The 25,229-nt window shown below is 62.0% G+C and carries 23 protein-coding genes; 20 read left to right on the top strand and 3 right to left on the bottom strand.

Annotation, left to right across the window (positions count from 1 at the left end):
* Window position 1: 1 nt before the first annotated feature.
* The 8 genes from ACILSQ_RS03970 to ACILSQ_RS03935 are packed head-to-tail and all read left to right on the top strand — an operon-like array spanning window position 2 to window position 10,661.
* Window positions 2-1,816, top strand: a complete 1,815-nt coding sequence (locus ACILSQ_RS03970; RefSeq protein WP_395742285.1) for a sulfatase — start codon at window positions 2-4, stop codon at window positions 1,814-1,816.
* The gene (locus ACILSQ_RS03965) at window positions 1,816-3,276 is read left to right on the top strand and encodes a sulfatase (protein ID WP_395740142.1); all 1,461 of its coding nucleotides are present in this window, start codon (window positions 1,816-1,818) and stop codon (window positions 3,274-3,276) included. Before ACILSQ_RS03970 ends, ACILSQ_RS03965 begins: the two co-directional genes overlap by 1 nt.
* A gap of 35 nt (window positions 3,277-3,311) precedes the next feature.
* The gene (locus ACILSQ_RS03960; RefSeq protein ID WP_395742284.1) at window positions 3,312-4,799 is read left to right on the top strand and encodes a hypothetical protein; all 1,488 of its coding nucleotides are present in this window, start codon (window positions 3,312-3,314) and stop codon (window positions 4,797-4,799) included.
* A gap of 26 nt (window positions 4,800-4,825) precedes the next feature.
* Window positions 4,826-6,130 carry a sulfatase gene (locus tag ACILSQ_RS03955; RefSeq protein WP_395742283.1) on the top strand — a complete coding sequence of 435 codons (1,305 nt, stop codon included), beginning with the start codon at window positions 4,826-4,828 and terminating at the stop codon, window positions 6,128-6,130.
* The gene (locus ACILSQ_RS03950; RefSeq protein ID WP_395742282.1) at window positions 6,127-8,022 is read left to right on the top strand and encodes a sulfatase; all 1,896 of its coding nucleotides are present in this window, start codon (window positions 6,127-6,129) and stop codon (window positions 8,020-8,022) included. The genes ACILSQ_RS03955 and ACILSQ_RS03950 overlap by 4 nt, the downstream gene beginning before the upstream one ends.
* Window positions 8,023-8,079: 57 nt before the next feature.
* Window positions 8,080-9,024 carry an alpha/beta hydrolase fold domain-containing protein gene (locus ACILSQ_RS03945; protein ID WP_395742281.1) on the top strand — a complete coding sequence of 315 codons (945 nt, stop codon included), beginning with the start codon at window positions 8,080-8,082 and terminating at the stop codon, window positions 9,022-9,024.
* A gap of 33 nt (window positions 9,025-9,057) precedes the next feature.
* Window positions 9,058-9,777: a phytanoyl-CoA dioxygenase family protein gene (locus tag ACILSQ_RS03940; protein WP_395742280.1), complete on the top strand. Its 720-nt coding sequence runs from the start codon at window positions 9,058-9,060 to the stop codon at window positions 9,775-9,777.
* Window positions 9,774-10,661: a GH25 family lysozyme gene (locus ACILSQ_RS03935; protein WP_395742279.1), complete on the top strand. Its 888-nt coding sequence runs from the start codon at window positions 9,774-9,776 to the stop codon at window positions 10,659-10,661. Before ACILSQ_RS03940 ends, ACILSQ_RS03935 begins: the two co-directional genes overlap by 4 nt.
* A 5-nt stretch (window positions 10,662-10,666) precedes the next feature.
* Here the strand turns inward: ACILSQ_RS03935 and ACILSQ_RS03930 are convergent, their stop codons facing one another.
* Window positions 10,667-11,560: a LysR family transcriptional regulator gene (locus ACILSQ_RS03930; RefSeq protein ID WP_395742278.1), complete on the bottom strand. Its 894-nt coding sequence runs from the start codon at window positions 11,558-11,560 to the stop codon at window positions 10,667-10,669.
* A 120-nt stretch (window positions 11,561-11,680) separates the two neighbouring features.
* Between ACILSQ_RS03930 and ACILSQ_RS03925 the strand changes: the two genes are divergently transcribed.
* The 5 genes from ACILSQ_RS03925 to ACILSQ_RS03905 are packed head-to-tail and all read left to right on the top strand — an operon-like array spanning window position 11,681 to window position 14,846.
* Complete coding sequence (locus ACILSQ_RS03925) at window positions 11,681-12,052, top strand: hypothetical protein (protein WP_395742277.1); 372 nt, start codon at window positions 11,681-11,683, stop codon at window positions 12,050-12,052.
* A 38-nt stretch (window positions 12,053-12,090) separates the two neighbouring features.
* The gene (locus tag ACILSQ_RS03920; RefSeq protein WP_395742276.1) at window positions 12,091-12,696 is read left to right on the top strand and encodes a pyridoxamine 5'-phosphate oxidase family protein; all 606 of its coding nucleotides are present in this window, start codon (window positions 12,091-12,093) and stop codon (window positions 12,694-12,696) included.
* Window positions 12,693-13,118 (top strand): DUF1348 family protein, encoded by a 426-nt coding sequence (locus ACILSQ_RS03915; RefSeq protein ID WP_395742275.1) that lies wholly within the window; start codon window positions 12,693-12,695, stop codon window positions 13,116-13,118. The genes ACILSQ_RS03920 and ACILSQ_RS03915 overlap by 4 nt, the downstream gene beginning before the upstream one ends.
* A gap of 36 nt (window positions 13,119-13,154) precedes the next feature.
* Window positions 13,155-13,841 carry an SDR family NAD(P)-dependent oxidoreductase gene (locus tag ACILSQ_RS03910; RefSeq protein WP_395742274.1) on the top strand — a complete coding sequence of 229 codons (687 nt, stop codon included), beginning with the start codon at window positions 13,155-13,157 and terminating at the stop codon, window positions 13,839-13,841.
* A gap of 39 nt (window positions 13,842-13,880) precedes the next feature.
* Window positions 13,881-14,846 carry a right-handed parallel beta-helix repeat-containing protein gene (locus tag ACILSQ_RS03905; RefSeq protein WP_395742273.1) on the top strand — a complete coding sequence of 322 codons (966 nt, stop codon included), beginning with the start codon at window positions 13,881-13,883 and terminating at the stop codon, window positions 14,844-14,846.
* Here ACILSQ_RS03905 and ACILSQ_RS03900 read toward each other — a convergent pair.
* A complete protein-coding gene (locus tag ACILSQ_RS03900; RefSeq protein ID WP_395742272.1) occupies window positions 14,830-15,843 on the bottom strand; it encodes a VPGUxxT family thioredoxin-like (seleno)protein, type 2 in 1,014 nt (337 codons plus the stop codon). The two genes, ACILSQ_RS03905 and ACILSQ_RS03900, sit on opposite strands and share 17 nt — an antisense overlap.
* Here ACILSQ_RS03900 and ACILSQ_RS03895 point away from each other — a divergent pair.
* Both ACILSQ_RS03895 and ACILSQ_RS03890 read left to right on the top strand, forming a co-directional pair.
* Window positions 15,842-16,705 (top strand): alpha/beta hydrolase, encoded by an 864-nt coding sequence (locus ACILSQ_RS03895; protein ID WP_395742271.1) that lies wholly within the window; start codon window positions 15,842-15,844, stop codon window positions 16,703-16,705. The genes ACILSQ_RS03900 and ACILSQ_RS03895 overlap by 2 nt on opposite strands.
* A 22-nt stretch (window positions 16,706-16,727) precedes the next feature.
* Window positions 16,728-18,119, top strand: coding sequence for a sulfatase (locus ACILSQ_RS03890; RefSeq protein ID WP_395742270.1), 1,392 nt, complete (start codon window positions 16,728-16,730; stop codon window positions 18,117-18,119).
* A gap of 51 nt (window positions 18,120-18,170) precedes the next feature.
* Here the strand turns inward: ACILSQ_RS03890 and ACILSQ_RS03885 are convergent, their stop codons facing one another.
* Window positions 18,171-19,010, bottom strand: coding sequence for a hypothetical protein (locus tag ACILSQ_RS03885; protein ID WP_395742269.1), 840 nt, complete (start codon window positions 19,008-19,010; stop codon window positions 18,171-18,173).
* Window positions 19,011-19,285: 275 nt separating this feature from the next.
* On the opposite strand from ACILSQ_RS03885, the gene ACILSQ_RS03880 reads away from it, so the two are divergent.
* The 5 genes from ACILSQ_RS03880 to ACILSQ_RS03860 are packed head-to-tail and all read left to right on the top strand — an operon-like array spanning window position 19,286 to window position 25,225.
* Entirely contained in the window at window positions 19,286-20,683 is a 1,398-nt protein-coding gene (locus ACILSQ_RS03880; RefSeq protein WP_395742268.1) for a sulfatase, read from the top strand.
* 49 nt (window positions 20,684-20,732) lie between these two features.
* Complete coding sequence (locus ACILSQ_RS03875) at window positions 20,733-21,635, top strand: leucine-rich repeat domain-containing protein (protein WP_395742267.1); 903 nt, start codon at window positions 20,733-20,735, stop codon at window positions 21,633-21,635.
* 54 nt (window positions 21,636-21,689) lie between these two features.
* Entirely contained in the window at window positions 21,690-23,027 is a 1,338-nt protein-coding gene (locus ACILSQ_RS03870; RefSeq protein ID WP_395742266.1) for a sulfatase-like hydrolase/transferase, read from the top strand.
* Window positions 23,028-23,077: 50 nt separating this feature from the next.
* Entirely contained in the window at window positions 23,078-23,662 is a 585-nt protein-coding gene (locus ACILSQ_RS03865; RefSeq protein WP_395742265.1) for a hypothetical protein, read from the top strand.
* Between the two features lie 15 nt (window positions 23,663-23,677).
* Complete coding sequence (locus ACILSQ_RS03860) at window positions 23,678-25,225, top strand: arylsulfatase (protein ID WP_395742264.1); 1,548 nt, start codon at window positions 23,678-23,680, stop codon at window positions 25,223-25,225.
* Window positions 25,226-25,229 lie beyond the last annotated feature (4 nt).

Raw genomic sequence — 25,229 nt, 5'->3', positions numbered from 1 at the left:
TATGCTGAAGCGATTCTCATGGGCTTGTGGCTGGCTTGCAGTCGCACTGGCGGTCTCTAGCCCGGCCGCTGAAAAGCCGAACCTCATTGTCTTCTACACCGATGACCACGGCTTCGCCGATCTCGGCATTCGCGGCGTGGAGAAGGATGTGAAGACACCGCACCTGGATGCACTCGCCCGCAGCGGTGTCATTGCCAAGAACGGCTACAGCACCGCGCCGCAGTGCGTGCCGTCGCGCGGGGGACTGATGACGGGGAAGTTTCAGGGGCGCTTCAATCTGGACAACAACAACTCCGCGCTGGATGGCTTTAACAAGGAGACCACCATCGCCACACGGCTGCAGCGGGCTGGGTATGTGACGGCGCAGTTTGGCAAATGGCACCTCGGGCCCACGAACGGGATCACCAGGCACGGCTTCACCCATGCCTACTCGCAGCACGGGCAGCAGAAGTTCACTGCCAACATCACGGTGGATGGCAAGGACCAGCCCATGGGCGAGATGAGGCCGGAGCTGTATCACATCGAGGGCTGCACACGGGCGGCGGCGGCCATCGTCACGCGCTACAAGGAGCAGCCGTTCTTTTTGTACATCGCTCTGCGCGCGCCGCACACGCCGGTGGATGCGCCGCAGTCGTACAAGGACCGTTTCCCCGGCCCGATGCCGGAGCGCCGCCGCGCTGCGCTGGGCATGCTGGCGGCTGTGGACGATGGCGTGGGGCTGATCACGGACACGCTGAAGCAGCACGGCCTGACCGAAAAAACGCTGATCTTTTTCATTGGTGACAACGGCGCGCCGCTCAAGATTCACAAAACCGACTCGCCACTGGATGGCGATGCTGGGGGCTGGGATGGCAGCCTAAACACTCCGCTCAATGGTGAAAAAGGCATGCTGAGCGAGGGCGGCATGCATGTGCCCTTCCTCATCGCATGGCCGGGCACGATCCCGGGCGGGCAGACGTATGAGCCTGCGGTGAGCGCGCTGGATGTCGCGGCCACCGCAGCGGCGCTGGCGGACGTTTCGGTAAAGCCCGGAGATCTCGATGGTGTGAATCTGCTTCCGTATCTCAAAGGTGAAAACACCCGGTCGCCGCATGAGGCGCTGATGTGGCGCTGGATGGCGCAGAGCGCCATCCGCGAGGGAAACTGGAAGCTGCTGCGCGGGGGTGAGCGCGAGTATCTTTACGATCTCTCCACTGACCTGGAAGAAAAGCACAGCCTCGCCTCGCAGCATCCTGAAATCGCGACACGGCTGCGTGGCAAACTCACCGCGTGGTGCGCGGAGCTGAATCCACCGGGCCTCGCCCTTGGGCCCATGGCTCCGGTGTGGAATGACTATTTTGACTTTTACCTCGAAGGAAAGCCTGCGCCGAAACCCGAGGCCAAAGCCGACCAGCCCGACACCAAAGCCACCCGCGGCTGGCTGGCGCGTGGAGGCAGCCTCGTCAACCAAAACGGAGTGCTCGTGCTCACGCCGGACAAGGCTGGCAAAGGCACCTTCATCACCCACAGCCAGCCAGCGCCTGCCATCGTCTTTAAAACCTTCATCACCCACAGCCAGATCAAGCTGCCAGCGCCTGCCACCGCCAAAATCGTCTTTAAAACGGCCGCTTCCGGCCAGGGTGCCATCGCGTGGCGCATGGATGGAGACAAAGACTTTCTCCCTGCGAACCGCGTGCCATTTGAAGTGAAGGCTGGCGGTGAATGGCAGACGCAGGAAGTGGCGATTCCGGCCAAGGGGCGTGTCATCCATGTGCGTGTGCATCTGCCGCCCGGAGCGGCGGAGTTTCGCACGCTGGACTTCAAACCTGCCAACTGATGAAAAGACTCTGCTCCCTGATCTTTCTTTGCATCCTGGGCGATTCGTCCCTCGCGGCGCAGCCCAATGTTCTCCACATTCTCGCGGACGACATGGGATGGAACGCCCTGAGCTGCTATGGCAACAAGGATGTCGCCACGCCGAACCTGGACCGTCTTGCAGCACAAGGCATGCGCTTTACTGCTGCGTATGCGGATGCGCAGTGCTCGCCGACCCGCGCGGCCTTTTTGTCCGGTCAATACGGAGCACGCACGGGCGTGTTCAAGGTGCTCAATGAGAAAGAGCCCTCAAGGGCACCGATGCTGTCTCCCGCAGCCAATGACGCCCTGGCTCCGAAAGTGGCGACGCTGGCGACGACACTGAGAAAGGCGGGCTATGCGACGGGGATCAGCGGAAAGTGGCACATCGCCAACAATGCCTCCGTGGCCCCGCTGAGGAAACGCGACGGGGGCGGATACTTCGACGCCTACGGCTTTGATTTTGCCGGTCCGGCAAATGGAGCGGAGCATCACGAAGACAAAACTGTGACGTCTATCACCGATGACATCATTCATTTCGTGGAAATGAACAAAGACAGACCATGGTTTGCCTTTGTCTCTCACTTCAGCCCACACACGCCGCTGGAAGCGCCGGAGGCTCTGATCGCAAAGCATGTGGCTCGCGGCTATCAGCGTGCTGCGACGAACGAAGGCCGCGCCACCGAGCGGCCCATCGCAAACTATCTCGCCATGCTGGAGCATCTCGACAACCAGGTGGGCCGCCTGCTCGCAAAACTCGACGAACTCGGGCTTCGTGAACGCACGGCCGTGGTGTTCACCAGCGACAACGGAGGGCTCTCGCGTGTGACCAAAAACGCCCCGCTGCGCGAAGGCAAGGGCTCGCCGTATGAAGGCGGCATCCGCGTGCCGCTCATCGTGCGCTGGCCGGGAAAGGTGAAAGAGGGAAGCACATCCGACGTGCCGGTGCATGCCGTCGATTTTTATCCCACCTATGCGGCGCTCGCAGGAGCCACGCCCCCGGCACAGCATGTGCTCGATGGCGAGAACCTGCTGCCACTACTGGAGCAAAGCGGCGCCCTTCAACGCACCGCGCTGCACTGGCATATGCCCACCTACACCACCAACTATGGCCGCACGCCCTGCGCCGTCATCCGTGAGGGCGATTGGAAGCTCATTCATTGGTTTGGCGACTATCTGGAGACGACGGGATTCACCCCGGACGACAAGCCTTATGGCAAGCTCGTCATCGGTCCGCGCACTGAACTCTACAACATGCGCGAAGACCTCAGCGAGGCGCACGATCTCGCCGCCGAGCGTCCCAAAAAAGCCGCGCACCTGATCAAAGCGCTGAATGCCTGGCTGGAACGGACGGGCGCCAGGCTGCCAACCCAAAATCCTGGCTTCGATGAAAAGCGGTGGTGGACGAGTGCCGAGGAGGAAAAGAAGGCCTCAGGCGACTGAACCACTTCGCATGTTGATCCTGCCCCCTATTTGCTATGATTCGAATTCTCTGCTCCTTCTTAGTCGCTCGTGTGAAGCTGGTCTCGTGTGTGCTTTTGACGGCAGGAATGGTCATGGCTGCTGATGCGCAGCCAGCCGTGAGCCTCTGCCAGATCGAAGGTGTCTGGTGGTTTCGCTCTCAGGCGGGAGAAACGTTCTTGTCCATCGGTGCCAACCATGTCGAGCCGGTTTACTGGCAGAGTCCGCGCAATACGAGCTTCGTTCGCGCCACTTATGGAGGAGAGATTTTCCGTGGAGACGGCTCGTATGACGATGAATCCGCGGCGGTGAAAAAGTGGGCCTCGCGCGTGGCGGCGAACTTCAAGGCATGGAGTTTCAACACGCTGGGGTTTCACAACCCGCTCTCCAGAAGCCTGCAGGAGGCAGTCGGCGGCTACTACGTGTGCCATCTGCCAGTCGAAGTGCCGTGGGGCTGGAACATGAAGCGCGCGGAACTGGTGCGCCAGTTTGCGAAGCGGCCGACGGATGTGTTTGACGACCGTTTCCTCGTGGAGCTTGCCGCGGTGGCTGACAAGCTTGTGAAACCGCGTGCGCAAGATCCTAGACTGCTCGGCTACGCTTATACCGACGGCCCGCCATGGACGGTGGATGATGAAGAAGGAAGTCCGGCTTATGCGAAGCTCTCTCCTGCGCAAAAGAGGCTGCACCCATGGGTGCATGCCCTGATGTTACAACCGGCCACAGCCGCGGGCAAGCAGGCGTGGATCTCCCTGCTGCAAAAGCGCCACGCCGACCCGGCCAAGGCGGCTGCAGTGTATGCGCTCAAAGCCACAAGCTGGGATGAGATCGCCGCCTGCACGCAATGGGTCGAGCTGGGAAATCCCGATGCCGCTGCCGCCGACAGCCGCGCTTTTCTCTCCGCCCTCATGCACCGCTGGTATGAGGAGCGTGCCCGAAGCATTCGCAAACACGACGCGCACCATCTCATTCTGGGTGACAAGCTGAACATGAACCGTGATCGCAAACATCCTGCGGAACGGAAGGAAAGCCTCCGGCAGATGCATGGCTTTGTGGATGTCATTAGCGTGCAGTATTACGCCCCTGCCGACGAGCAGGTGGCCACGCTCGCCAGCGTGCATCAGGAGAGCGGCCTGCCCATCATCAACGGGGACACGACCTGCAAGCCCATCTGGCCGGACAGCGCTATGAATGGCGGGAACCCGGAGTTTTATCAGGCGCTCGGCCAGACCTACGATGAGACTCTGACCAAGTTATTTGCGCAGCCGTGGTTCATCGGCTGGCATCACTGCGGCTACGTGCGTGGTCTGCGCCAGCCTTATCTGGCCGCCCTGAAGAAAGGAGACGCCAGGGAAATCTCATCCTACGAGCAGCGCGGCACTCTCTACCGCGAGGGTTTTATCAGCGACCACGAGGAGCCCATTGATCCGATTCTCACGCCGCTCAAAGCTGCCATCGCCAAATGTGATGAGCTGCACAAGAAAAGCGGGGGCACAAAGCCGTAAACGAAAGCCAAACTCCACAGCCGCCAATGATGCGCTCTTTTGCACTCTTTCTGGCACTGCTCGGCGCGCCTGTGCTGCACGCAGCGCGTCCCAATGTGCTGTTCATCATTGTTGACGACCTGACGACCACCCTTTCATGCCATGGCAATACGAGCGTGCACACTCCAGCCATGGATGCGCTGGCGGCGCGTGGTGTGCGGTTTGAGCATGCCTACACGCAGTTTGCCCTGTGCAACCCTTCACGCTGCTCCTTTCTGACGGGCTGCTATCCGGAGAAAACGGGCGTGATGGATCTCACGACCAGCCTGAGAAAGGCGCTGCCTGAGGTGGTGACGCTGCCGCAGTATTTCAAGGATCATGGCTATGCCACGGGGCGAATCGGAAAAGTCTTCCATGTGGCCGACCCCAAGACGAAGCTCGATGTGGAGCTGCGCACCGCGCTGCACAAGGACACCGACAATTTCGTCGAAGCCAAGGCGGCGAATGATCCTGGTGACAAGCCACACGGAACCGCCAAGGGAGAGGGCTACAACCGCGCCTACGCTGCCTCAGCGCGACCGGCGGCTGACTTTACCGACTATCAGATCGCCGATGATGCCATCGCCACGCTGGATGCCTTCAAAGAGAAAACCTTCTTCCTGGCGGTGGGCTTCATCCGGCCGCACACTCCGTATGTGGCCCCAAGGGCGTTCTTTGAGGCCATCGACAAAAACCGGCTCAGCACGCATGACGAAGCCCTTGATGCGCTGCAGGCCTATCTGGCAGCCACGGGTTTTGTGGATTCGCAGATTGGCCGCGTTCTCGCCAGGCTCAATGAGCTGAAGCTCGCAGAGAACACGATCGTCGTGCTCACGGGTGACCATGGCTATCAGCTGGGCGAACACGGCCTGTGGGCAAAGCAGACGCTGTTTGAGGGCGGAACTCACGTGCCGCTCATCATTGCCGCGCCCGGGGTGAAACCGGGAGTGCGCACGGGACTCGCGGAGCAGGTCGATGTGTATCCGACGCTGTGCGATCTCGCCGGGCTGCCGCGCCCCAAGCACCTGCAGGGCCGCAGCCTGAAACCCATGCTCGATGATCCCGCCGCCAAGGGCCGCCAGATGGCCGTCAGCACCATGGTGGCCACCAACACAAAGCTCACCGGCCACAGTGTGCGCACGGACGCTTTTCGCTATATAGTTTGGGATCAAAACGGCGGCGAGCTTTTGTACGACCTGCGTACCGACCGTGACGAACTGCACAACCTCGCCGACCAACCGGCGCAGGCAGAGCGCATGAAGCGCATGCGCGAGCGTCTCGCGACCCATCTAAAGACCGTCTCCGCACCATGAGGCTTTTTCTTCCCACCACCCTGTTGGCCCTTTTCATCATGCTGCCGCTGTCATTTGCGGCACAGCCCAATGTCATCATCATCCTCGCCGATGATCTCGGCTGGAGCGACACCACGCTCTACGGCACCACGAAGCTCTACCAGACACCGAATGTGCAGCGGCTGGCGCAGCGCGGCATGACCTTCACGCGCGCGTATTCGGCCAGCCCGCTGTGCTCGCCCACGCGCTCCGCCATTCTCACGGGGCTAAATCCCGCGCGCACAGGCATCACCGTGCCGAACGGCCACATGCCCCAGGTAATCCTGCAGGCCACGCTGCCAAAGAAGGCCGCACCGGACCAGAAAGTGCTGCAGCCCACTCCGCCCACCCGGCTCAAAACCGAATACCGCACCCTGGCTGAGACTCTGCATGACGCAGGCTATGCTACCGGCCATTTCGGCAAATGGCACCTGGGCCCGGAGCCCTACTCGCCGCTGCAGCAGGGCTTTGATGTGGATGTGCCGCATCATCCCGGGCCCGGGCCTGCGGGCAGCTATGTGGCGCCGTGGAAGTTCGCGGACTTCGATGCGGATCCCAACGTGCCGGACCAGCACATCGAGGATCGCATGGCCAAGGAGGCCGTGGCTTTCATGGAAAAGCACAAGGGCGCGCCGTTTTACCTGAACTACTGGATGTTCAGCGTTCATGCGCCGTTTGATGCGAAGAAGGCGCTCATCGAAAAATACCGCACCCGTGTGGATCCCAAAGATCCGCAGCACAGCCCCACCTATGCCGCCATGGTCGAGAGCATGGACGACGCCATCGGCACGCTGCTGGATGCGCTGGACCGCCTCAAGATCGCTGACAACACCATCATCATCTTCACCTCTGACAACGGCGGCAACATGTATGACACGGTGGACGGCACCACGCCCACCAGCAATGCACCGCTGCGCAGCGGCAAGGGCTGCCTCTTCGAAGGCGGCACCCACGTGCCCGGCGTCATCGTGTGGCCCGGCATCGCCAAAGCGGGAGCACGGAGCGATGCGCTGGTGCAGAGCGACGACTACTACCCCACGCTGCTTGAGGCCCTGGCGCTGAAGCCCGCACCCGGTCAGATTTTTGACGGGCACAGCATCCTGCCCGCGCTGAAGGGCGGCGACCTCCCCGGCAAAGCCCTCTTCCAATACTTCCCGCATGCCTCCACCAGCGTGCCGGACTGGCTGCCGCCCGGTGTCTCCGTGCATCGCGATGACTGGAAACTCATTCGCCTCTTTCACGCGGGAGAGAACGGCGCGCACCGCTACCTGCTCTTCAATCTCCACGATGACCCCGGCGAGAAGACCAATCTCGCCGCGCAGAAGCCCGAACTCGTGAAGGAACTGGATACGCTGATCGAGACCTTCCTCAAAGACACCCATGCCGTGGTGCCCGTGCCCAATCCGGCCTTTGATCCCAAGCAGTACCACCCGGAGCTCGAAGGCAAACCGCAGCCCAAGGCCAAGGCGAAAGCACCTGCCAAGGACGACAGCGATCCCGCCATGCAAGGCTGGAAGGCCCGCGACTGCAAGGCCACGGTGAAAAACAGCATCGTGAGCGTGACCAACATCGGCTTTGAATGTTTCCTCGGCTTCTCCGCCAGCAAGCACAGCGGACCGACCACAGCGAAATTCCGCATCAAGGCCAGGCCCGGCACCTCTCATTTCGACTGGGTGCCCACGGGTGGCAAAGCCCAGCGCGTGCCCTTCACGCTCCAAGGAACGGACTGGCAGGAGATCAGCGTGACCCTCCCCGCCACCGGCCCCCTCGGCATCGTGCGCCTGTACCTGCCCATGCAGGAGCAGCCGGTGGAGATCGACTGGATCGAACTGCGTTCAGGAGATGGCGGCAAGGTCACACGCACGGATTTTTGAGTGAACGCGAAATGTTGCGCCAGATGAGGAGACTGTGTGCGTTTCAGGACGCACCGCATGAAACCTCTCCTCATTCTCTGCGCTCTGCTGCTAAGCACGCACCTCACGAACGCTGCTGACAAACGCAAAGGCAGCGAGCCGCGCCTGCCCGCGGATTTGAAAATCGTCGATAACATCACCTTCAAGCAGGTGGGCGAAAAGAAGCTGGACCTCATGCTGTTTCAGCCGCTGGTGCAGAAGTACGAAAAAGCACCGCTCGTCGTGTACATCCACGGCGGCGGCTGGGGCGGTGGCGACAGGTACAAGGTGCTGCGGCCCGATGTCATCGGCGTGATCCGCAGCCTCAATCAGGCCGGGTTCCTCTGCGCGAGCGTTGAGTACCGCCTGGTGGATGGCAAACCCACGCTGGCCGCCGACGCCGTGGCCGACTGCAAGGACGCACTGCGCTTTCTGGTGAAGCACGCGCCGGAGTACGGCATCGACACGGACCACATCGGCACCTTTGGCTCCTCCGCCGGCGGACACCTCACGCTGGTCACGGCCCTCGGCAAAGACAGCGACTACCCCTGCGATCCCACCATGGAAGGACCACCCGCAAAGATCCGCTGCGTGGCGGCCTTTTATCCTCTGGTCTCGTTTGTGGATGCCGAGTGCATGAAGGGTGGCAACTTCGAGCGCCCGCAGCGCATGATTCCCCTGCTCGGCGGCCTGCTCACCGAGAAGCGCGAGCTCGCCCTGAAGCTCAGCCCCATCGATCTCCTCCGCGCAGACAGTCCCGCCATCCTGGTGGCGCATGGAGATGATGACAAAGTCCTCTCCGTGCACAACGCCATCGCTCTGCGAGATGCCGCGCAGGCGAAAGGGGCCTCCGTCGAGTGCATCATCTCCAAAGGCGCCGGCCACGGCTTCAGCGGCGACGCCATCTCTCCGACCATCGCGGAGATCGATCAGCAGACGACGGCGTTTTTCCTGAAGCATCTGGCGGATGCAAAGGCTCCTTGAAGGTCTGCCGCGGGCATGCAAGTCATCGGCGGAATGACCCTCGCCCCTCATCTGGACATCCATGGATTCGCCATCGTGCCGAATGTGCTCGATGCGGATGGATGCCGTTCACTGGCGTCCTTGCTGGGCGATGCCGATGGCGCAGGCATGCGCGGCATGCTGCGCCTGCAGGCGGTGGCTGATCTTGCGCACTCTGCTTTGAGCCGCCTCGCACGCCCATATCTTCCCAGCGCGCCCGTCCCTGTACGCGGCATCTACTTTGACAAGCGGCCTGAAATGAACTGGCTGGTGGCCTGGCATCAGGACCTGACTCTCGCGCTCAGGGAACAGGCCGAAGTTCCGGGGTTCGGCCCGTGGAGCGTGAAGGATGGCGTGCCGCATGTGCAGCCACCCGTGCGCCTGCTGGAGCAAATGCTTACCGCGCGGCTGCATCTCGACGACACCGATGCGGAGAATGGAGCCTTGAAAGTCATTCCAGGAACACATCGCTCAGGGCGGCTGAGCGCCGAGGCCATCCGCGGCTGGCGGGAAACCCGCGACGAAATTCTCTGCGAGGCCCGGGCTGGCGATGTGCTGCTGATGCGTCCGTTGCTGCTTCACGCCTCCTCCCGCTCCTCCAGCACGAGGCGCCGCCGTGTGCTGCACGTTGAGTTCGCCGGCTTCACGCTGCCGCAGCCGCTTGAGTGGCATGAGGCCCCTTGCCAAAAGCCCGGCAGTCCATCACTGGTGTCACTGACGAATACATCCGCATGAAACACACTCTGCTGCTGCCGCTCCTCTTTGCTCTTGCCAGTTGCGCCACCACACCCCCCGCCGGCGGGCCGCCGGAGAGCCAGCCGCCGATGTCGTCATATGGCATGCCGCAGGTCGTCAATGTCTCGGCTTATGATCCGAAGGAGAAACAACGTCCCGGCCAGGGCTACTCCGAGCACGATGTGTCCGCGCTGCGCGCCAATGGGGCCAGTGCGCTGATCGCCCGCGCGGGCAAGGGCGGAAATCTGGACGAGAAGTGTGCGCATTTCCTCGCCTCGGCTGACCGCGCGGGGATGCTGCCGGGCGTTTACTACCGGCTGCAGACGCATGTGGATGCGGTGAAGCAGGCGGATCAATTCTGCGCACGCGCACACTCCCTGGCGCGAGGCCGCGCGTGGAATGCGCCCGCGCTGCTGCTGTGCGCGGACTTTGATGCGCACTCGGGCCTCTCGGACATTCTGCGCTTCATGGAGCGGGTGGAATCCCGCACCGGTGTGGTGCCCGTGGCCTATCTGGAAAACAGCACGCACCTCAAGCAGCTCCTCAGCAGCGCGGACCCCGCCACCAAAGCGAAGCTGCGCCGCATGCCCTACTGGCTGGCGCTGTATGCGCATGACAGCGGCGCCGGGCCTGTGTACCCGGCCCCGGGCACGCCCCGCGGCCTGCTCCACCAGTACCAGGTATGGTCAGACTGGGCCATGTGGCAGTACGGCGGCGTGGACTGGGCGCGTGGCCGCTCACAGCCGAAGGTTTACAATCACGGCATGAACCGAAACAGCCTCTACTTCGGCAGTCTGGACCGTCCGGTGGAGCGCAACGTGTTCAACGGCTCGCATGCGGCCATGCAGTCCTTCTGGCAGCAGCATGGCCTGCCGCTGCATTGATCCGCTCAGCGCAGCGCCGCTGCCGCCTGCTTCAGCGCATCCACCAGCGCACGTGTGGCGGCGGAGGCGCGGCCTTTCTGCCACAGCACGAAAAAATCCCACCGCGCCTTTTCATCGCTCACGGGAATGAAACTCACGCCGGGATGCTGCTGCCTTTCAAAGTAGCCTGGAAGCAGTGTCACGGCGGACTCCGAGACGACCTGTGAGAACACATTGGAAATACCATCCACCACCGCGACAAAGCGCGGTTTAAAGCCCGCACCTTTGCAAAGCGCCGCCACCCAGCGGTTGCGTCCCGGCACCTCGTCTTCATCCACGCCGATGAAGTCGCGGCCCTTCAGCTCCTTCAGTGCGATGCTCTTTCGCGCAGCGAGTTCATCATCATCCGCCACGGCCACGCACACATCCAGGGAGCAGAGCCTGGCGCTGTGAAACTCTCTCGCCGCCGCCACGCCCTCCTGGCCGATGAGCGCCACATCCAGCTCCCCGGTGCGCAGTGCCTCCAGCATTTCACGTGGAGACATGTCATGCAGCTTCAGCCTCACCTGCGGCTGGGCTTTTCGCAGCGCTGCCAGGGCTGGCGTGAGCATGCTCTGCGCGGCGGAGGCGAGGTAGCCCACGCGCAGCTCGGAGCGCTCTCCGCGTGCCTGGCGGCGCAGTTCCGCCAGCGCGGCGTCATAGTCCGCCACCAGCGGCCGCATGGCCTTCACCAGGGCATGCCCCAGGCCCGTGGGCTTCACGCCGCTCGTCTCACGCTCCAGCAGCCTGCCCCCGAGTTCCTGCTCCAGCGCCTGCATCTGCCGGCTCAGCGCAGGCTGGGTGATGCACAGTCGCACCGCTGCGCGGTTCACGCTGCCTTCTTCAATCACAGTGAGCAGAGCTTTGATGCGGTCCAACATGGCGCAGAGGCTATGCACATCCGGCATAACGGCAACAAGGAAGCGGCATTACCCGCGGTCCGGCGCGTGCGGCACCATGGCATTGCTCAATCAAGAGCACATCACCCTGACTCCACACCCATGAAACTCGCAATCATCATCACCTCCGATCCCAAAAACGGCGAAGAAGCCCTCGGCCGCGCCTTCAATGCGCTCGCCCTCGCGGCAGAAGCCCAGGCGCAGAACGACGAAGTGAACGTCGTCTTTGCCGGCACCGGCGTGCGCTGGCCCGCCGAATTTACGAAGGTCACGCATCCTGCCAATGGACTCTACAACAGCGTGCGGCCCGTCGTCACCGGTGCGTCCTGCGGCTGCTCCGCCGTGTTTGGCGCCACGGAGCAGGTCGAGGCCTGCGGCCTGCCGCACCTCAAGGACTACGCACTGGCCGGCACGCCCGGCTTTGCAAGCATCCGCCGCTATCTCGCGGAAGGCTGGCAGACGCTCGTCTTCTAAAAACAAAACCACTTCAACCTCCACCCTCCCCCTCGACCATGGCTGACCGCTACATGCATACCCTGCTCACGCCTGCCGTGCTCGAGGCGGAGCGGCACTTCTACGGACGCACCTACCCCGCGTTCGACTCCGCACCTGAGAACGATGTTCTCACGGCTGCGGAGGCGGAGTTCATCGCACAGCGCGACTCCTTCTACATGGCCACCATCACGGAAAACGGCTGGCCGTATTTGCAGCACCGCGGCGGGGCCAAGGGCTTCCTGCGTGTCACCGGACCGAACGAACTCATGTTCGCCGACCACGGCGGCAACCGCCAGATGATCAGCGTGGGCAGCCTGGCCAGGAATGACCGCGTGAGCCTCTTCCTCATGGACTACCCGGCCCGTGAGCGGCTGAAAATCCTCGGCCACGCGAAGGTGCTGGACGCGCGGGAGCACCCCGAACTGGCGGAGAAGATCACACCGCCCGGAGGGCATGCCGCCAAGGTGGAGCGCATCTTTGTCATCAGCGTTTTGTCCTATGACTGGAACTGCCCGAAATTCATCACACCGCGCTTCACCGCCGCCGAGGTGCAGGAGGCCATCGCTCCGCTGAAAGCCCGCATTGCCGAACTCGAATCCCAGCTCAAGCTCCACACACCATGAACCCACGTCCGCCACTCCCGCCTTTCACCGAAGAAACCGCGATCACGAAAATCCAGGCCGCCGAAGACGCCTGGAACAGCCGCGATCCCGAGCGCGTCTCGCTGGCCTACACACCCGACACCGAATGGCGCAACCGCGATGTCTTTCTCAATGGCCGCGCGGAGGTGGTGGAGTTTCTGAAAAAGAAGTGGGCCAGGGAGCAGGACTACCGCCTCAAGAAAACGTTGTGGGCCTTCACCGGAAACCGCATCGCCGTGCGCTTTGAATACGAGTGGCATGACGACGCAGGCCAGTGGTGGCGCAGCCACGGGAATGAGAACTGGGAGTTTGATGAAAACGGCTACATGGCAAAGCGCTACGCCAGCATCAACGATCAACCGATTCGTGAAGAGGAGCGTAAGTTCCGCTGGGAGCGCGCCTGAGGCGCGTTAGCCCGGCACGCTTTCCTTTCTCTTCTTATGACACCCATCATCCTCATCACTGGAGCCACGCGCGGCATTGGTTTTGCCGCGGCGGGCCAGCTTGCCGCACACGGTGCGCAGGTCATCATCGCCAGCCGCGATCAAGACCGTGCCGCCGCAGCCGCCGAAAAGATCGGGCGCGGCGCCGCCAGTGTGACGCTGGACATCACGGACCCTGCGAGCGTCGAGGCCGCTGTGGCGCAAATCGACACGCAGTTTGGCCGGCTGGACGTGCTGGCAAACAATTCGGCGATCGTGCTGGACCACTACCAGAGTCTCCTGGACCTTAAGCCCGAGGTGCTGCTGGAGACGCTTAACACCAATGTCGTCGGCACGTTTCGTGTGAGCCAGGCCTTTGCGCCGCTGCTCGCCAGATCCAGCGCGGCGCGCATCATCAATGTGTCCAGCGGCGCGGGCAGTCTGAACGGCGTCTCTCAGGCCTGGGCGCCTGCTTATTGCATCAGCAAGACTGCCGTGAACATGCTCACGCAGCAGCTTTCCCTCGCCCTGCCGGAGGTGATGGTGAACAGCATGTGCCCCGGCTGGTGCCGCACGGAGATGGGCGGCGGCAATGCACCGCGCAGCCCCGGCGAAGGCGCGGACACGCTGACCTGGCTGGCGCTGGAAGCACCGCACTCCCTGCGCGGAAAGTTCCTCAAGGACCGGGCGGTCATTCCATGGTGATTTGGAAGCATCGGGCCTGAAGCGACGTTCTGGGTTGCCATGCAACGCACGCTTCTGCTCTGCTCCGCCGTCGTCTCCCTCCTGCCTTCGCTGCACGCTGCGGACCTCGCCGGCGCACCCGGCCCTGTAGGCCCCCAGTCAGGTGCCAAGCTCGTGCACCGTCTGGAAATCACCAAGCCCGGCGTGTATGAAAACTATCGCGTGGATGCGCAGGGTGCGGGCGGCAACATTGTGAAGATCACCGCGGATGATGTGACGCTGAGAAACTGCGAGATCTTCAACGGCACCGGCAATGGCGTGGGCGTATTCGGCACGCGGGTGGTCATTGAGAACTGCCACATCCATCACCTGCTCAACGGCACCTTTGAAAATCAGACCGACGCCCACGGCATCACCGGTCGCTGGGGAGACGTGACCATCCGCAACTGCGACATCTCCCACATCACCGGCGACTGCGTCCAGTTTGATCCCGACCGCAAGCAGCGCGGCAGCCTCACCATCGAAAAATGCCACCTGTGGACCGGCCCTCTCACCGAGGACTCCCCCGGCTTCAAGAAAGGACAGAGCCCGGGCGAGAACGCCTTTGATTCCAAGACCCCGCCCGATGGCGAACGCTGCAAGCTCATCATCCGCCAGTGCTACATGCACGGGTGGAACCAGCCCAGCCAGATCAACACACGCGCCGCGCTGAATTTGAAGGAGCACATCGATGCCCTCATCTCCCTTTGCGTCTTTGATGACAACGAGGTGGCCATCCGCGCACGCGGCCCCGGTGGCCGTGGGGATGCCCGCGTGCGCATCGAAGACTGCGCCATCTACCACACCCAGCTCGCCCTGCGCGCTGAGGACAAAATCCAAGACCTGAAAATCCTGCGCATGGCCTATGGTCCGGATGTAAAAACGCGCGAGGAGCGCCACGGCGGCAAGGAGCTGCCCGGTTATGAAAACACCGGCGCACATGAGGCACCACCGCTGGAGACCCTCATCGTCAAGCCCCGCCCTTGAGCTGCGTCTGCTGCGCTTTCGTGAGGAACAGCAGCGCCTTCGCCGGATCGGTGCGGATCCACGCATTCACCTTGGTGGCTTGGCACGGAGAGAGCGTCAGCCTCTCCGCCGCCGTACCGCTGATCTGCTTTTTCTGATCATCCTTCGGCGCCGCTCGATACCCGGAGATCGTACCGACCTTGAGCCGAGTCGTCTTTGCCCCAGGCAGATCCGTCGCCGGCACAGACACCGTATTGGCGCATTCCACCTTCTCAGCCGCGGTGATCAATTGCGGCAGCGAGATGACCTGCGGATCGTATTTGACCCGCGTCACTTCTCTTCCATCCATGAATCCGGCCTCCGTGGTCACCACACCGTCAATGCGGCCCAGCTCCATCTCTCCCGTCCAGAAGCAGTACATGGCAAACACAGCTTCCTTCAGCCGTGGCGACTGCTCGGCGGCCAGCAGCTTCAGATAGGCGGGCACAGGGCGCTTCGCCTGGGTGAGCGCAGCCACCATGCGCTCGGCGACTCCGCCGGTGTCCCACACCTGTTCTTTGCGCGGGATGATGTCCTCGGCCTGGGCATTGAAAAAGCGCACCACCTGGTAGTTCCACGCAGGCTCGCCAAAACGCTGCAGCACCTCCAGGTCCCTGCCCCCCTGGTTATTATGAATGAGCAGCGGCGTGAACTCCGTCTCGACAGCCTCCACGATCAGCGGATGCGACATCACCTCTCTCCCAAACTGCTTGCAGCCCGCGCAGCCGGGGATCTCCTGAAACAAGGCAAACACCGGCTTGCCCGTCTGCCCGCTCGAAGCCAGCGCGGTCTCCAGAATGCGGCCCCAGCGCACCGTGCCCGCCTCCTCGGCGTGTTCAGGGGTGGTGGCGGTGCAGGACAGTGAAGGCAGCATGAGGGCGAGGGCTAAAACGGCAGGCTTCATGCCGGTGAGAGGCGGCGGCCGGCCGATTATTTCACGAAAGACTTCGCCACTCCAGCGTTTCAGGAGGCCGACCATGAAACTGCTCTGCTGCCTCTGGTTCTGTTCCGCCGCCGTGCTCGGTGCCGCGGAGTCGATCCCTCTCTGGCCCGGCAAACCGCCGCAGTTTCTCGAGAACGCACCTGCGGAGATCCAGGAAGCGCGCGGCACCATTCGAAATGTCACCGTGCCGGCCATCACCCTCTTTCTTCCGCCTGCGGAAAAGCGCACCGGCATGGCCCTCATCGTCTGCGCCGGCGGCGGCTACGGCGCGCTGGACTGGAGAACGCATGTGGAATACGCAGCCCAAGTTTTCAATCCGAAGGGAGTGGCCATCATCGGCCTGAAGTACCGCCTGCGCCCGCCGCACAAGGTGGACAATGCAGGCATCCAGGCCCTGACCTTGCTGGACGCGAAACGCGCCGTGCGCCTGGTACGGCATCGCGCCGCCGAGTGGGGCATCGATCCCAGACAGATCGGCATCGCCGGTTACTCCGCCGGTGGCAATCTGAGCATGAATCTCGCGGCCAATTTTGATCGCGGCGATGCGCAGTCGCCCGATCCCATCGAGCGCGAAAGCAGCCGCCCGGATTTCGCTGTCGGCCTCGCCACCTGGCACTGGCGGCAGAAGGAATCGCCCTTTGTGTTTCCAAAAGATGCACCGCCCGTGTTCCTCGTGCATGCCACAAACGATGGCCTGCAAGGTGGCGCGCCCATCGAGATGTCGCAGGACATCAAGGCCGACCTCGAAACGCTCGGCGTGCCCGTGCGCATGGCGGTCTTTGATCAGGGCGCACACGGCGTGGGCAATCTCATCCCCCAGCGCGTGAAGAACGGCTACCCACCCGCGAAGTGGCCTGAGCTGCTGCTGGAGTGGCTCCAAAGCCTGCCGAAGACCTGAAACCCGCCTTCCCATTTCCACCATGAAAACGCGTCTCCTTCTCCCACTCCTGTTTCTTGCGCTGGCCTCAGCGCAGGCGGCTCCCACCGCAAAGCCCAACGTCCTGCTCATCGTGCTCGACGATCAAAACGGTTACGCCGGCCGCACCGATGTCTCACCAGAGCCGGTGACGCCCAATCTCGACCGCTTTGCAAAGAGCGGCATGAAGTTTGCCAATGCGCAGTGCGCGGCCCCCGTGTGCAATCCTTCACGCACCGCCTTTCTCTCCGGCCTGCGCCCCTCCACCACCGGCATCTATGACAACAGCCAGGACAATCTGCCGAAGGACCACCTCTTGAAGAACCGGATCTCGCTGCCCACGTATTTCCGCGATCAAGGCTACCACCTCGCAGGGGCCGGAAAAGTCTTCAGCTCCGCCATCGCCGCCGCCGCGGGCAAGCGCATCTGGGCCGAGAGCCTCGATCTCGGCCGCAAAGAAAAGAAGCACGCCCCCACCCCGGAAGGCGAAGGCATGGTCGCCATCGGCAAGCACGCCTGGGGCCCGCTCTACAAAAGCAAGGAGGAGATGGAGGACTGGAAGCTGGCGGGATGGGCTGCGGAGTTCCTCACGAAAAAACATGACGAGCCCTTCTTCCTCGCCTGCGGCATCGTGAAGCCTCACACACCCTGGTATGTGCCGCAGGAGTACTTCGACCTCTTCCCGCCCGCCCGCATCGCCGTGCCCGACCTTGCTGCCGACGAAAACGCGGGCCTACCCGACTCCGTCCGCGAAAAGTCGCACAAGACCGAGGCCGTGCTCATTGAGCGGCGCAAAGAACTCCTCTCCGCCTACCTTGCCTCGTCCCGTTATGCGGACGACTGCGTGGGCCGCATTTTGAAGGGCCTCACCGAGGGACCCAACGGCCAGAACACCGTCGTCGTCATCTGCGGAGACAACGGCTATGAGTTTGGCGAAAAGCACAACTGGTCCAAAGGCAGCCTGCGCGAAGGCTCCGCCCATGTGCCGCTGATCATCGCCGGCCCGGGCGTCGCTCCGCAGCAGGTGTGCACGCATCCCGTCAGCCTGCTGGATCTTTACCCCACGCTGGTGGCTCTCACCGGCCTCCCCGCCAAGTCCGACATCGAAGGCGTGAGCCTCATGCCACTGCTGAAAAACCCCTCCGCGCCGTGGGACCGTCCCGCTCTCACCACCGCTGGCTTCAAAAACCACGCCCTGCGCACCGACCGCTGGCGCTACATCCGCTACGCCGATGGCGCTGAGGAATTGTACGATCACGACAAAGACCCGCTCGAGCGCACCAACCTCGCCACCCAGCTGGAGTCTGCCAAGGTCAAAGCCGAGCTGCAGCAGTGGCTGCCAAAACACGATGAACCGAGGAATCCGGACTCATCGGGTGGGAAGGGTGATGATTGATGCCGGGCTGTTATCAGCCAAATTGAAGAGATTGTGAGTCAGCTGACCCGGCTAACCTTCATAAACCATGATGCGTTGCTTTTCTTTCTCTTCCAAATAATCGCTCAATTCGACAACATATTCTGGTGTACTATGGTCAGGCCACTGGAGCCTTAACTCTATTCTCGGTCTTGATGAGGAACGAATAACGGTGTTGATCAAATTTTGGTTCGCGGTTCCCAGTTTTTCACGATACAGGCCATCGATCACCTCAGTGGAGTTTGCTGGAGATGGGAAATGCATATCTCTCAACCACTCATTCATCAAGGCGGTGTCTGTTCCTGCACAAGACTGCCAAATAAAAGGACTGAGGTCCTTTTGCTCCTTGTCTTCATAAGAATAGAGCAACAAGGCCGAGAACCCGGCATTCGATGATAAATTCTCCGCCTGTTTGTCTTTAAAGGTGGGCCGTCTCCGGCCTTTGGATCGAAGCTTGGCCTGAACGAGCAGCGCGCGATCAACAAACTTGATTGTGCAGGTCTGGCCACTCCCGTAATAGCCATGATGCAACTGTGGCAGGCTGGCAAAAAGCCCGAAATCTCCGCCCGACTTTGCTTCCTTCGCATGGTTGTGCAACTGCACCTCGCAGAACAACCCATGATAGTCACGTTCAAACTCATGGCTTTGCACCTGATAAAAAACCGAGTGCAGATCTTGGGCGAGTGCTGAAGACCACAGCCCAGCCTTGTTAAATTTTTTCGCTTCATGAACCAGTTCACACCAGAACAAGTGGGTGATCATCTCCTCATTGAGTGAATGGTATTTCTCGGAGACAGCTGCGCGCAACGCATTCTCAGCCTGAGAAACACACTTCTGGGTGACCTGACTGAGATAACTAGGATAATGGCTCATGAATACGGCAAGCTAATACCACCTTTCCGTTTAGATTCAGCAGAATCACGAAGCCCATGCTCTTCAAACGTTTGCGAATGACGAGAAGCCGTTCGGGGAAAGTCCCGACGGCTGGAATGTCGGCACGATGCCTGGATGTCTGTCGCGCTCATGATGGGATGCGGCAGATGGCCACCGCGCCTCTGCAACGGGGAGCAAGAGGGCTTGTTGGATGATCCCTTCTCTCACAGAGCCTGTATGAACCGGCATGTTTCCATCGTTTCCGCGCGCACTGCATGAAGCCCCTCCTGCTCGCGACTCTGACTTTGGCTCTTTCGCTGTCTTGCCATGCGGCGGACAAGCCCAATATCATCTTCATCCTCGCCGATGACTTCGGCTGGGGAGACCCGCACTGCTACGGTCATCCCTATGCGCAGACGCCCAACCTCGACAAGCTCGCCGCGGACGGCACGCGCTTCACCAAATTCCACGCCACCGGCGTCACCTGCTGCCCGGCGCGCACGGGGCTCATGACCGGCAAGTTTCCCGCTACGTTTCAGAAGTACCCTGCGAGCTTCGGTTTCGGCAGCCGCGTCACCATCACGGAGCTGCTCAAGAAGAACGGCTACGCCACCGGCCACTTTGGCAAATGGCACATCGGCACCGTGCTGGAGCCGGGCACCTATGGCATCGATGTCATCGGTTCCGACCAGGGCGCACCCAACAAGCATCGTCAACCCGAGGACAGTCGCGGCCGCGATGCGCCGATGTATGACCAGGCCATCAGCTTCATCGAGAAGCACAAAGGGGAGCCGTTTTACGTGAATATCTGGGACCACATCTCGCATCATCCCATCCACCCCACGCAGGCGGTGCTGGATGCGTTTGGTCCTCTGGAGCTGGACGAGTCGAAGTTCACACCGGCCATGCAGGAGAAGTTCGCGCTCTGCAAAAAACTCGGCGGCGATCCCGCAGCCCACCTGCGCGCCTTCCTTGCCGATGTGAAATCCATGGACGCTGAAATCGGCCGCCTGCTGCAAAAACTGGATGAACTGGGCCTGCGCGAGAACACGCTCGTGGTTTTCTCCAGTGATCAGGGCGCCGCCCCGCTGCGCGATTCCGAAGGCGCCGACGCAAAGCCGAAAAAGAAGAAGAAAGACAAGTCCGGCGGCGACATCGAAGAAACCCGCCTCAACGCCATGGGCTATGCCGGGCCCAACTTCCGTGGCGGCAAGCACACCGATCTCGAAGGCGGCGTCTGCGTCCCCTTCATCGCCCGCTGGCCCACGAAGGTGCCCGCTGGCCGGGTGGACGACAAGTCAGTGATCAGCGGCGCGGACTGGCTGCCCTCGCTTTGCGGCATCACCGGCATTTCCATCAATGCATCAGACTTCGACGGGGAAGATTCATCCAAGGCATTGCTCGGCGGCGTGCATGTGCGCACGAAGCCGCTCTTCTGGAAGACCAGCTCGGAGCGGAGCGATCCCACCCTGCTGGTGGAAAACTGGAAGCTGCACGGCTCCCACCGCCGCAATGGCGAGGTCACGCTCTACGATCTGGCCAAGGACCCGGGGGAGCAAAACAACCTCGCCGAAAAGCGGCCCGAAGTACTGAAACGCCTCACCGAGCAGCTTGCGGAATGGGCAGCCACCCTGCCCAAGACCTACGAGCATGGCGATGACAAGGGCGATTGAGCACCGATGAATGATAAAAGAGGGCCTCGCCCACGTTTCGCAGCCAGCCATGAAGACCGCCTTCGCACTCCTTCTGCTGTCTGCCGCAGGCAGCGCACAGGCTGTGACTCTGGGCGAACTGGCCGCCAAGGGGCCGCCCACGCTCTTCGTTGCCAAAAAGGGCGTCGAAATGCCGAGCCATCATGATCAGACGAACAACCTTAAGGAAGACGACCGCGCCCTGCTGCTGTCTGACACCGGGCTCACGGACATCACCGGCATCAGCAGCCTCATCGTCGAGGATGAAGGCCGGCAGGTGCCGCTGAAAAGCGTGAAGAATGTGCACCTCTTCCTGAACCAGAACGACCTCGGTTCTCTGCCGGAAGAACTCGGCCAGCTCGACAACGTCACCTTCATGTACTTTGAGCATAACAAGCGCCTGCACGACCTCCCCGAGGCGGTCACGCAGATGGATGCACTCGAGGGCATGTATTTCACCGACTGCGATTTCAAGGCGATCCCCGCCTTTGTGTTTGGGATGACGCGGCTGAAGAAGCTGCAGTTCTCCGGCAATCACCTCACCGAGCTTCCTGCCGCCATCGGCCATCTCACCGAGCTGCGGCACCTCAACATGGCGCACAACCAGATCTCAAGCATTCCGGAGAGCATCTCAAACCTCACGCGGCTGCGTGTGTGTGATCTGTCTGACAATCCGTTCACCACACTGCCGGAGTCGTTCGGAAAGGTGCAGATCGTCAATCAGCTCCGTGTGAAGAACTGCCCCATCACCGCACTGCCCCTCGGGTTTGCCACCATGCGCGCCACCATCGACATCACCGGTACGAAGATCGATGAGAGCAAGCTCCCGCCGGAGCTGCGCGCCAAGATCAGTACCGAGAAGCCGCCCGGGTCAAAGGAGCCGGAGAAGATGATCGTGAAGCAAAAAGAAAAGCCGCAGAAGAACGGTCAATAGCTCCTTCAAGAACCAGCCTTCGTCACTCTCACCAACCTCAGCCCAGCCCTTCACATGAAGACCCTGCTCCTCTCTCTGCTCTCCACCTTCGCGCTGCTGCTTCAGCCTGCGGCAGCGGCGCAGCCCAACATCATCTTCATCCTTGCGGATGACCTCGGCCATGACGGCCTGAGCTGTTACGGCTCCGATGTGCGCAAGACGCCGAACATCGACAAGCTCGCGGCCTCCGGCACACGCTTTGACCTCTGCTACTCCGCCCCGCTCTGCGGCCCCTCGCGCTGCGTGCTCATGACCGGGCGCTACGCCTTCCGCACCGGCGGCATTGGCAATGGCTCCTGGCGCGCGGGCGGCCCCGGCGCGAAGGCTGCGGATGAGCAGCCCATGGCCAAACTGTTGAAGCAGGCCGGTTACGCCACCGGCGAGTCCGGCAAATGGCGGCAGGTGGGCGAGACGCCGAAGGACTGGGGCTTTGACGAATACTGCACCGATCCGGTCGCCGGCGGCTGGTTCTGGAAGACCAGCTACGAGAAAAACGGCGAGACGATCAACACCCCCAAGGAGGAGTACAACCCGGACATCATCCAGGCCTTCAGCCTCGACTTCATCAACCGGCACAAGGAGCATCCCTTCTTCCTCTACTACCCCATGCATCTCGTGCACGGCCCCATCCTGCGCACGCCAGACTCCGCTGCGGACGCGGCCAAAGGAGCGGACTTCTACAACGACAACATCGCCTACATGGACAAGCAGGTGGGCGCGCTCGTGGCAGAGGTGGAAAAGCTCGGCCTGCGTGAAAAGACGCTCATCCTCTTCGCCGGAGACAACGGCACCGCGCTGAACTACCCCAGCACCATCGGCGGCCGCATGATCAATGGAAAAAAGGCCTCCATGCTGGAAGGCGGAGCCCGCGTGCCGCTCATCGCCAGCTGGCCCGGCGTCACACCGGCAGGAAAGGTGAACAAAGACCTCGTGAATTTCACCGACATGCAGGCCACCTTTTTAGAACTCGCCGGAGCCAAAGCCCCCGAGGGTTTCAAGTTCGACAGCGTCAGCATCGCCCCGCAGTTGCGCGGGGAGAAAGGCACGCCGCGTGAGTGGGCCTATGTGCAGCTCGGCGCGCACTGGTATGTGCGCAGCCAGGGCTGGAAGCTCAATGAAAGCGGCGAGCTCTTTGACATGAGCGATGCCCCCTTTGTGGAAAAACTCGTGCTCCCCGCCGCTGATACCGAGGCCAGCAAAGCCGCCCGCACCCGCCTCACCGCCGTGCTGGGCGAACTGAACCCCGCCGCCGGCAAGACGGATGGCGGCGACGGAAAGGTCGGAAAACCTGGAAAGGGAAAGCGGAAGAAAAGAATGCAGCAGCTGCAACAACAGCAGCAGCAGGCCAAATGAGTGATGCGGTCACGCCACTCGTGACCCGCCTTTTCACACGCACCTGCGCCATGAGACATCTTGCCTTCTCCCTGCTCTTCATCTGCGCCGCTCCGCTCATGGCCCAGCGCGCGCAGCCTGCGCCCACCATGCTGCACGGGCCTGCGGACTGGCGCTTTGAGCGCCTGCCCATCCCTCCAGGCTTTGCGCGGGACATTCCATGGTCGGGCTATGAAGAGGCACGCTTTTCACCGGGCATGTTCCGCACAGGTTCGCCCACCTATTTCACGTACGCGCTCTCCATCTGCATCGACGGCACACCGGAAATCCACGAGAAGGAGCTGAAGGACTTTCTCGACAAATACTTCAAAGGCCTCAGCACCCTCGTGGGCCGCGGCAAGGGCATCCAGCCCGATCCAGCCGTCTTCAATGCCGAAGTAAAGCTTCGCGACAAAGCGCGCCTCTTCTCCGCCAAGGTGCCCTACATCGACACCTTCACCGACGGCCGCCAGATCACGCTGAATCTTGAGATCGATGTGCGCCCGCTGCCCGAGAGCAAAAAGACGCAGATCATCCTGCTTCTCTCGCCTCAGGCCCCTGAGACAGACATCTGGAAAAAGCTGCACGAAGTCCGCGACGCCGCGCAGGCGCCTTGATCACTCACTTTGCTTATGAAGCCCACCCTCCTCGCACTCCTGGCTTTCGCCGCAGTCCTTCCTGCAAAGGCTGCCGAAGCCCCGCGGCCCAACATCATTCTCATGATGGCGGACGACATGGGCTTCTCCTGCATCAGCCCCTACGGCGGCGAGATCCACACGCCGAATCTGCAGCGCCTCGCGGATGAAGGCCTGCGCTTCACGCAGTTTTACAACAACGCCAAATGCACCACCACACGCGCCTCCCTGCTCTCCGGCATGTATCCGCGCAACAGTGGCAACAGCATCCCGCAAAACATCGCCACGGTGGGCGAGCAGATGCGCGCCGCAGGCTACCGCACCGCGCTCTGCGGCAAGTGGCATCACGGCAGCAGCGCCCCGCAGCGCCCGTTCGATCGCGGCTTCGATGAGTACTACGGCCTCATGGACGGCTGCTGCAATTTCTTCAACCCCGCGCAGCCGGACCCGGATGCCAAAGGCGGCAAGACACGTGTCTTTGGCCACAATGACCAGCTCATCAAAGAGTTCCCGCCCGGCTACTACACCACGGACGCCTTCACCGATCACGCCATCAAAACCATCAAGCGCTTCACCGGAGAATCGAAGCCCTTCTTCCTCCATCTCGCCTTCACCTGCCCGCACTACCCGCTGCATGCGCCGCCGGAAGACATCGCCAAATACCGCGGGAAATACAAAGCCGGATGGGACGCCATGCGCCAGGCCCGCTATGAGCGCCAGAAGGCCATGGGCCTGTGGGACAGCATGCCCGCGCTCTCCGGCACCGACTCCAAAGCCTACGCCTGGGACGGCGCGAACCAGGACTGGGAAGATCTGCGCATGGCCACCTACGCCGCCATGGTGGATCGCATGGATCAAAACATCGGCCGCGTGCTCAAGACGCTGGAGGAACTCCACATCGCCGACAACACCCTCATCCTCTTTCTCTCCGACAACGGCGGCTGCACCGAAGAGCCCGGTGGACGCGATCCCACCCAGCAGCCCGGCATCGTGAGCACCTACACCGCCGTCGGTCCTTCCTGGGGCTGGGCGCAGAACACCCCCTTCCGCCGCTACAAAAGCTGGGTCAACGAAGGCGGCATCAGCACCCCCTTCATCGCGCGCTGGCCCGGCCATGTGAAGGCTGGCACCAAGACCAATCAGATGGGCCACATCATCGATGTGCTGCCCACCTGCCTCGAACTCGCCGGCGCCCGGGCACTCGCCGAAATCCACGGCGAAAAAGCACCTCCCATCGAAGGCCGCAGCCTCACACCAGTTCTGCGTGGCGACACACGCCCCGAGCCCGCCGAACTCTGCTGGGAATGGAGCGGCAACTGCGCCGTGCGCCACGGCCAGTGGAAGCTCGTCTGGGACACCGCCGCCAAGCCCGTCAAATGGGAGCTCTACGACCTCTCCACCGACCGCACCGAGCTCAACGACCTCGCCTCCGCCAAGCCCGAACTCGTCAAAGAACTCAGCGATTCCTACACCCGCTGGGCCACCGCCACCGGCCGCAAGCTGCCCGGTGCGCAGAAAGGCAAAAAGAAGAACGCGGAAGAGTGAGCGC

This window comes from Prosthecobacter sp. (genome assembly GCF_044227185.1).
Classification (GTDB): domain Bacteria; phylum Verrucomicrobiota; class Verrucomicrobiia; order Verrucomicrobiales; family Verrucomicrobiaceae; genus Prosthecobacter.
The sequence above is the reverse complement of the archived record's forward strand: the minus strand, read 5'-3'. Positions and strand labels throughout refer to the sequence as shown.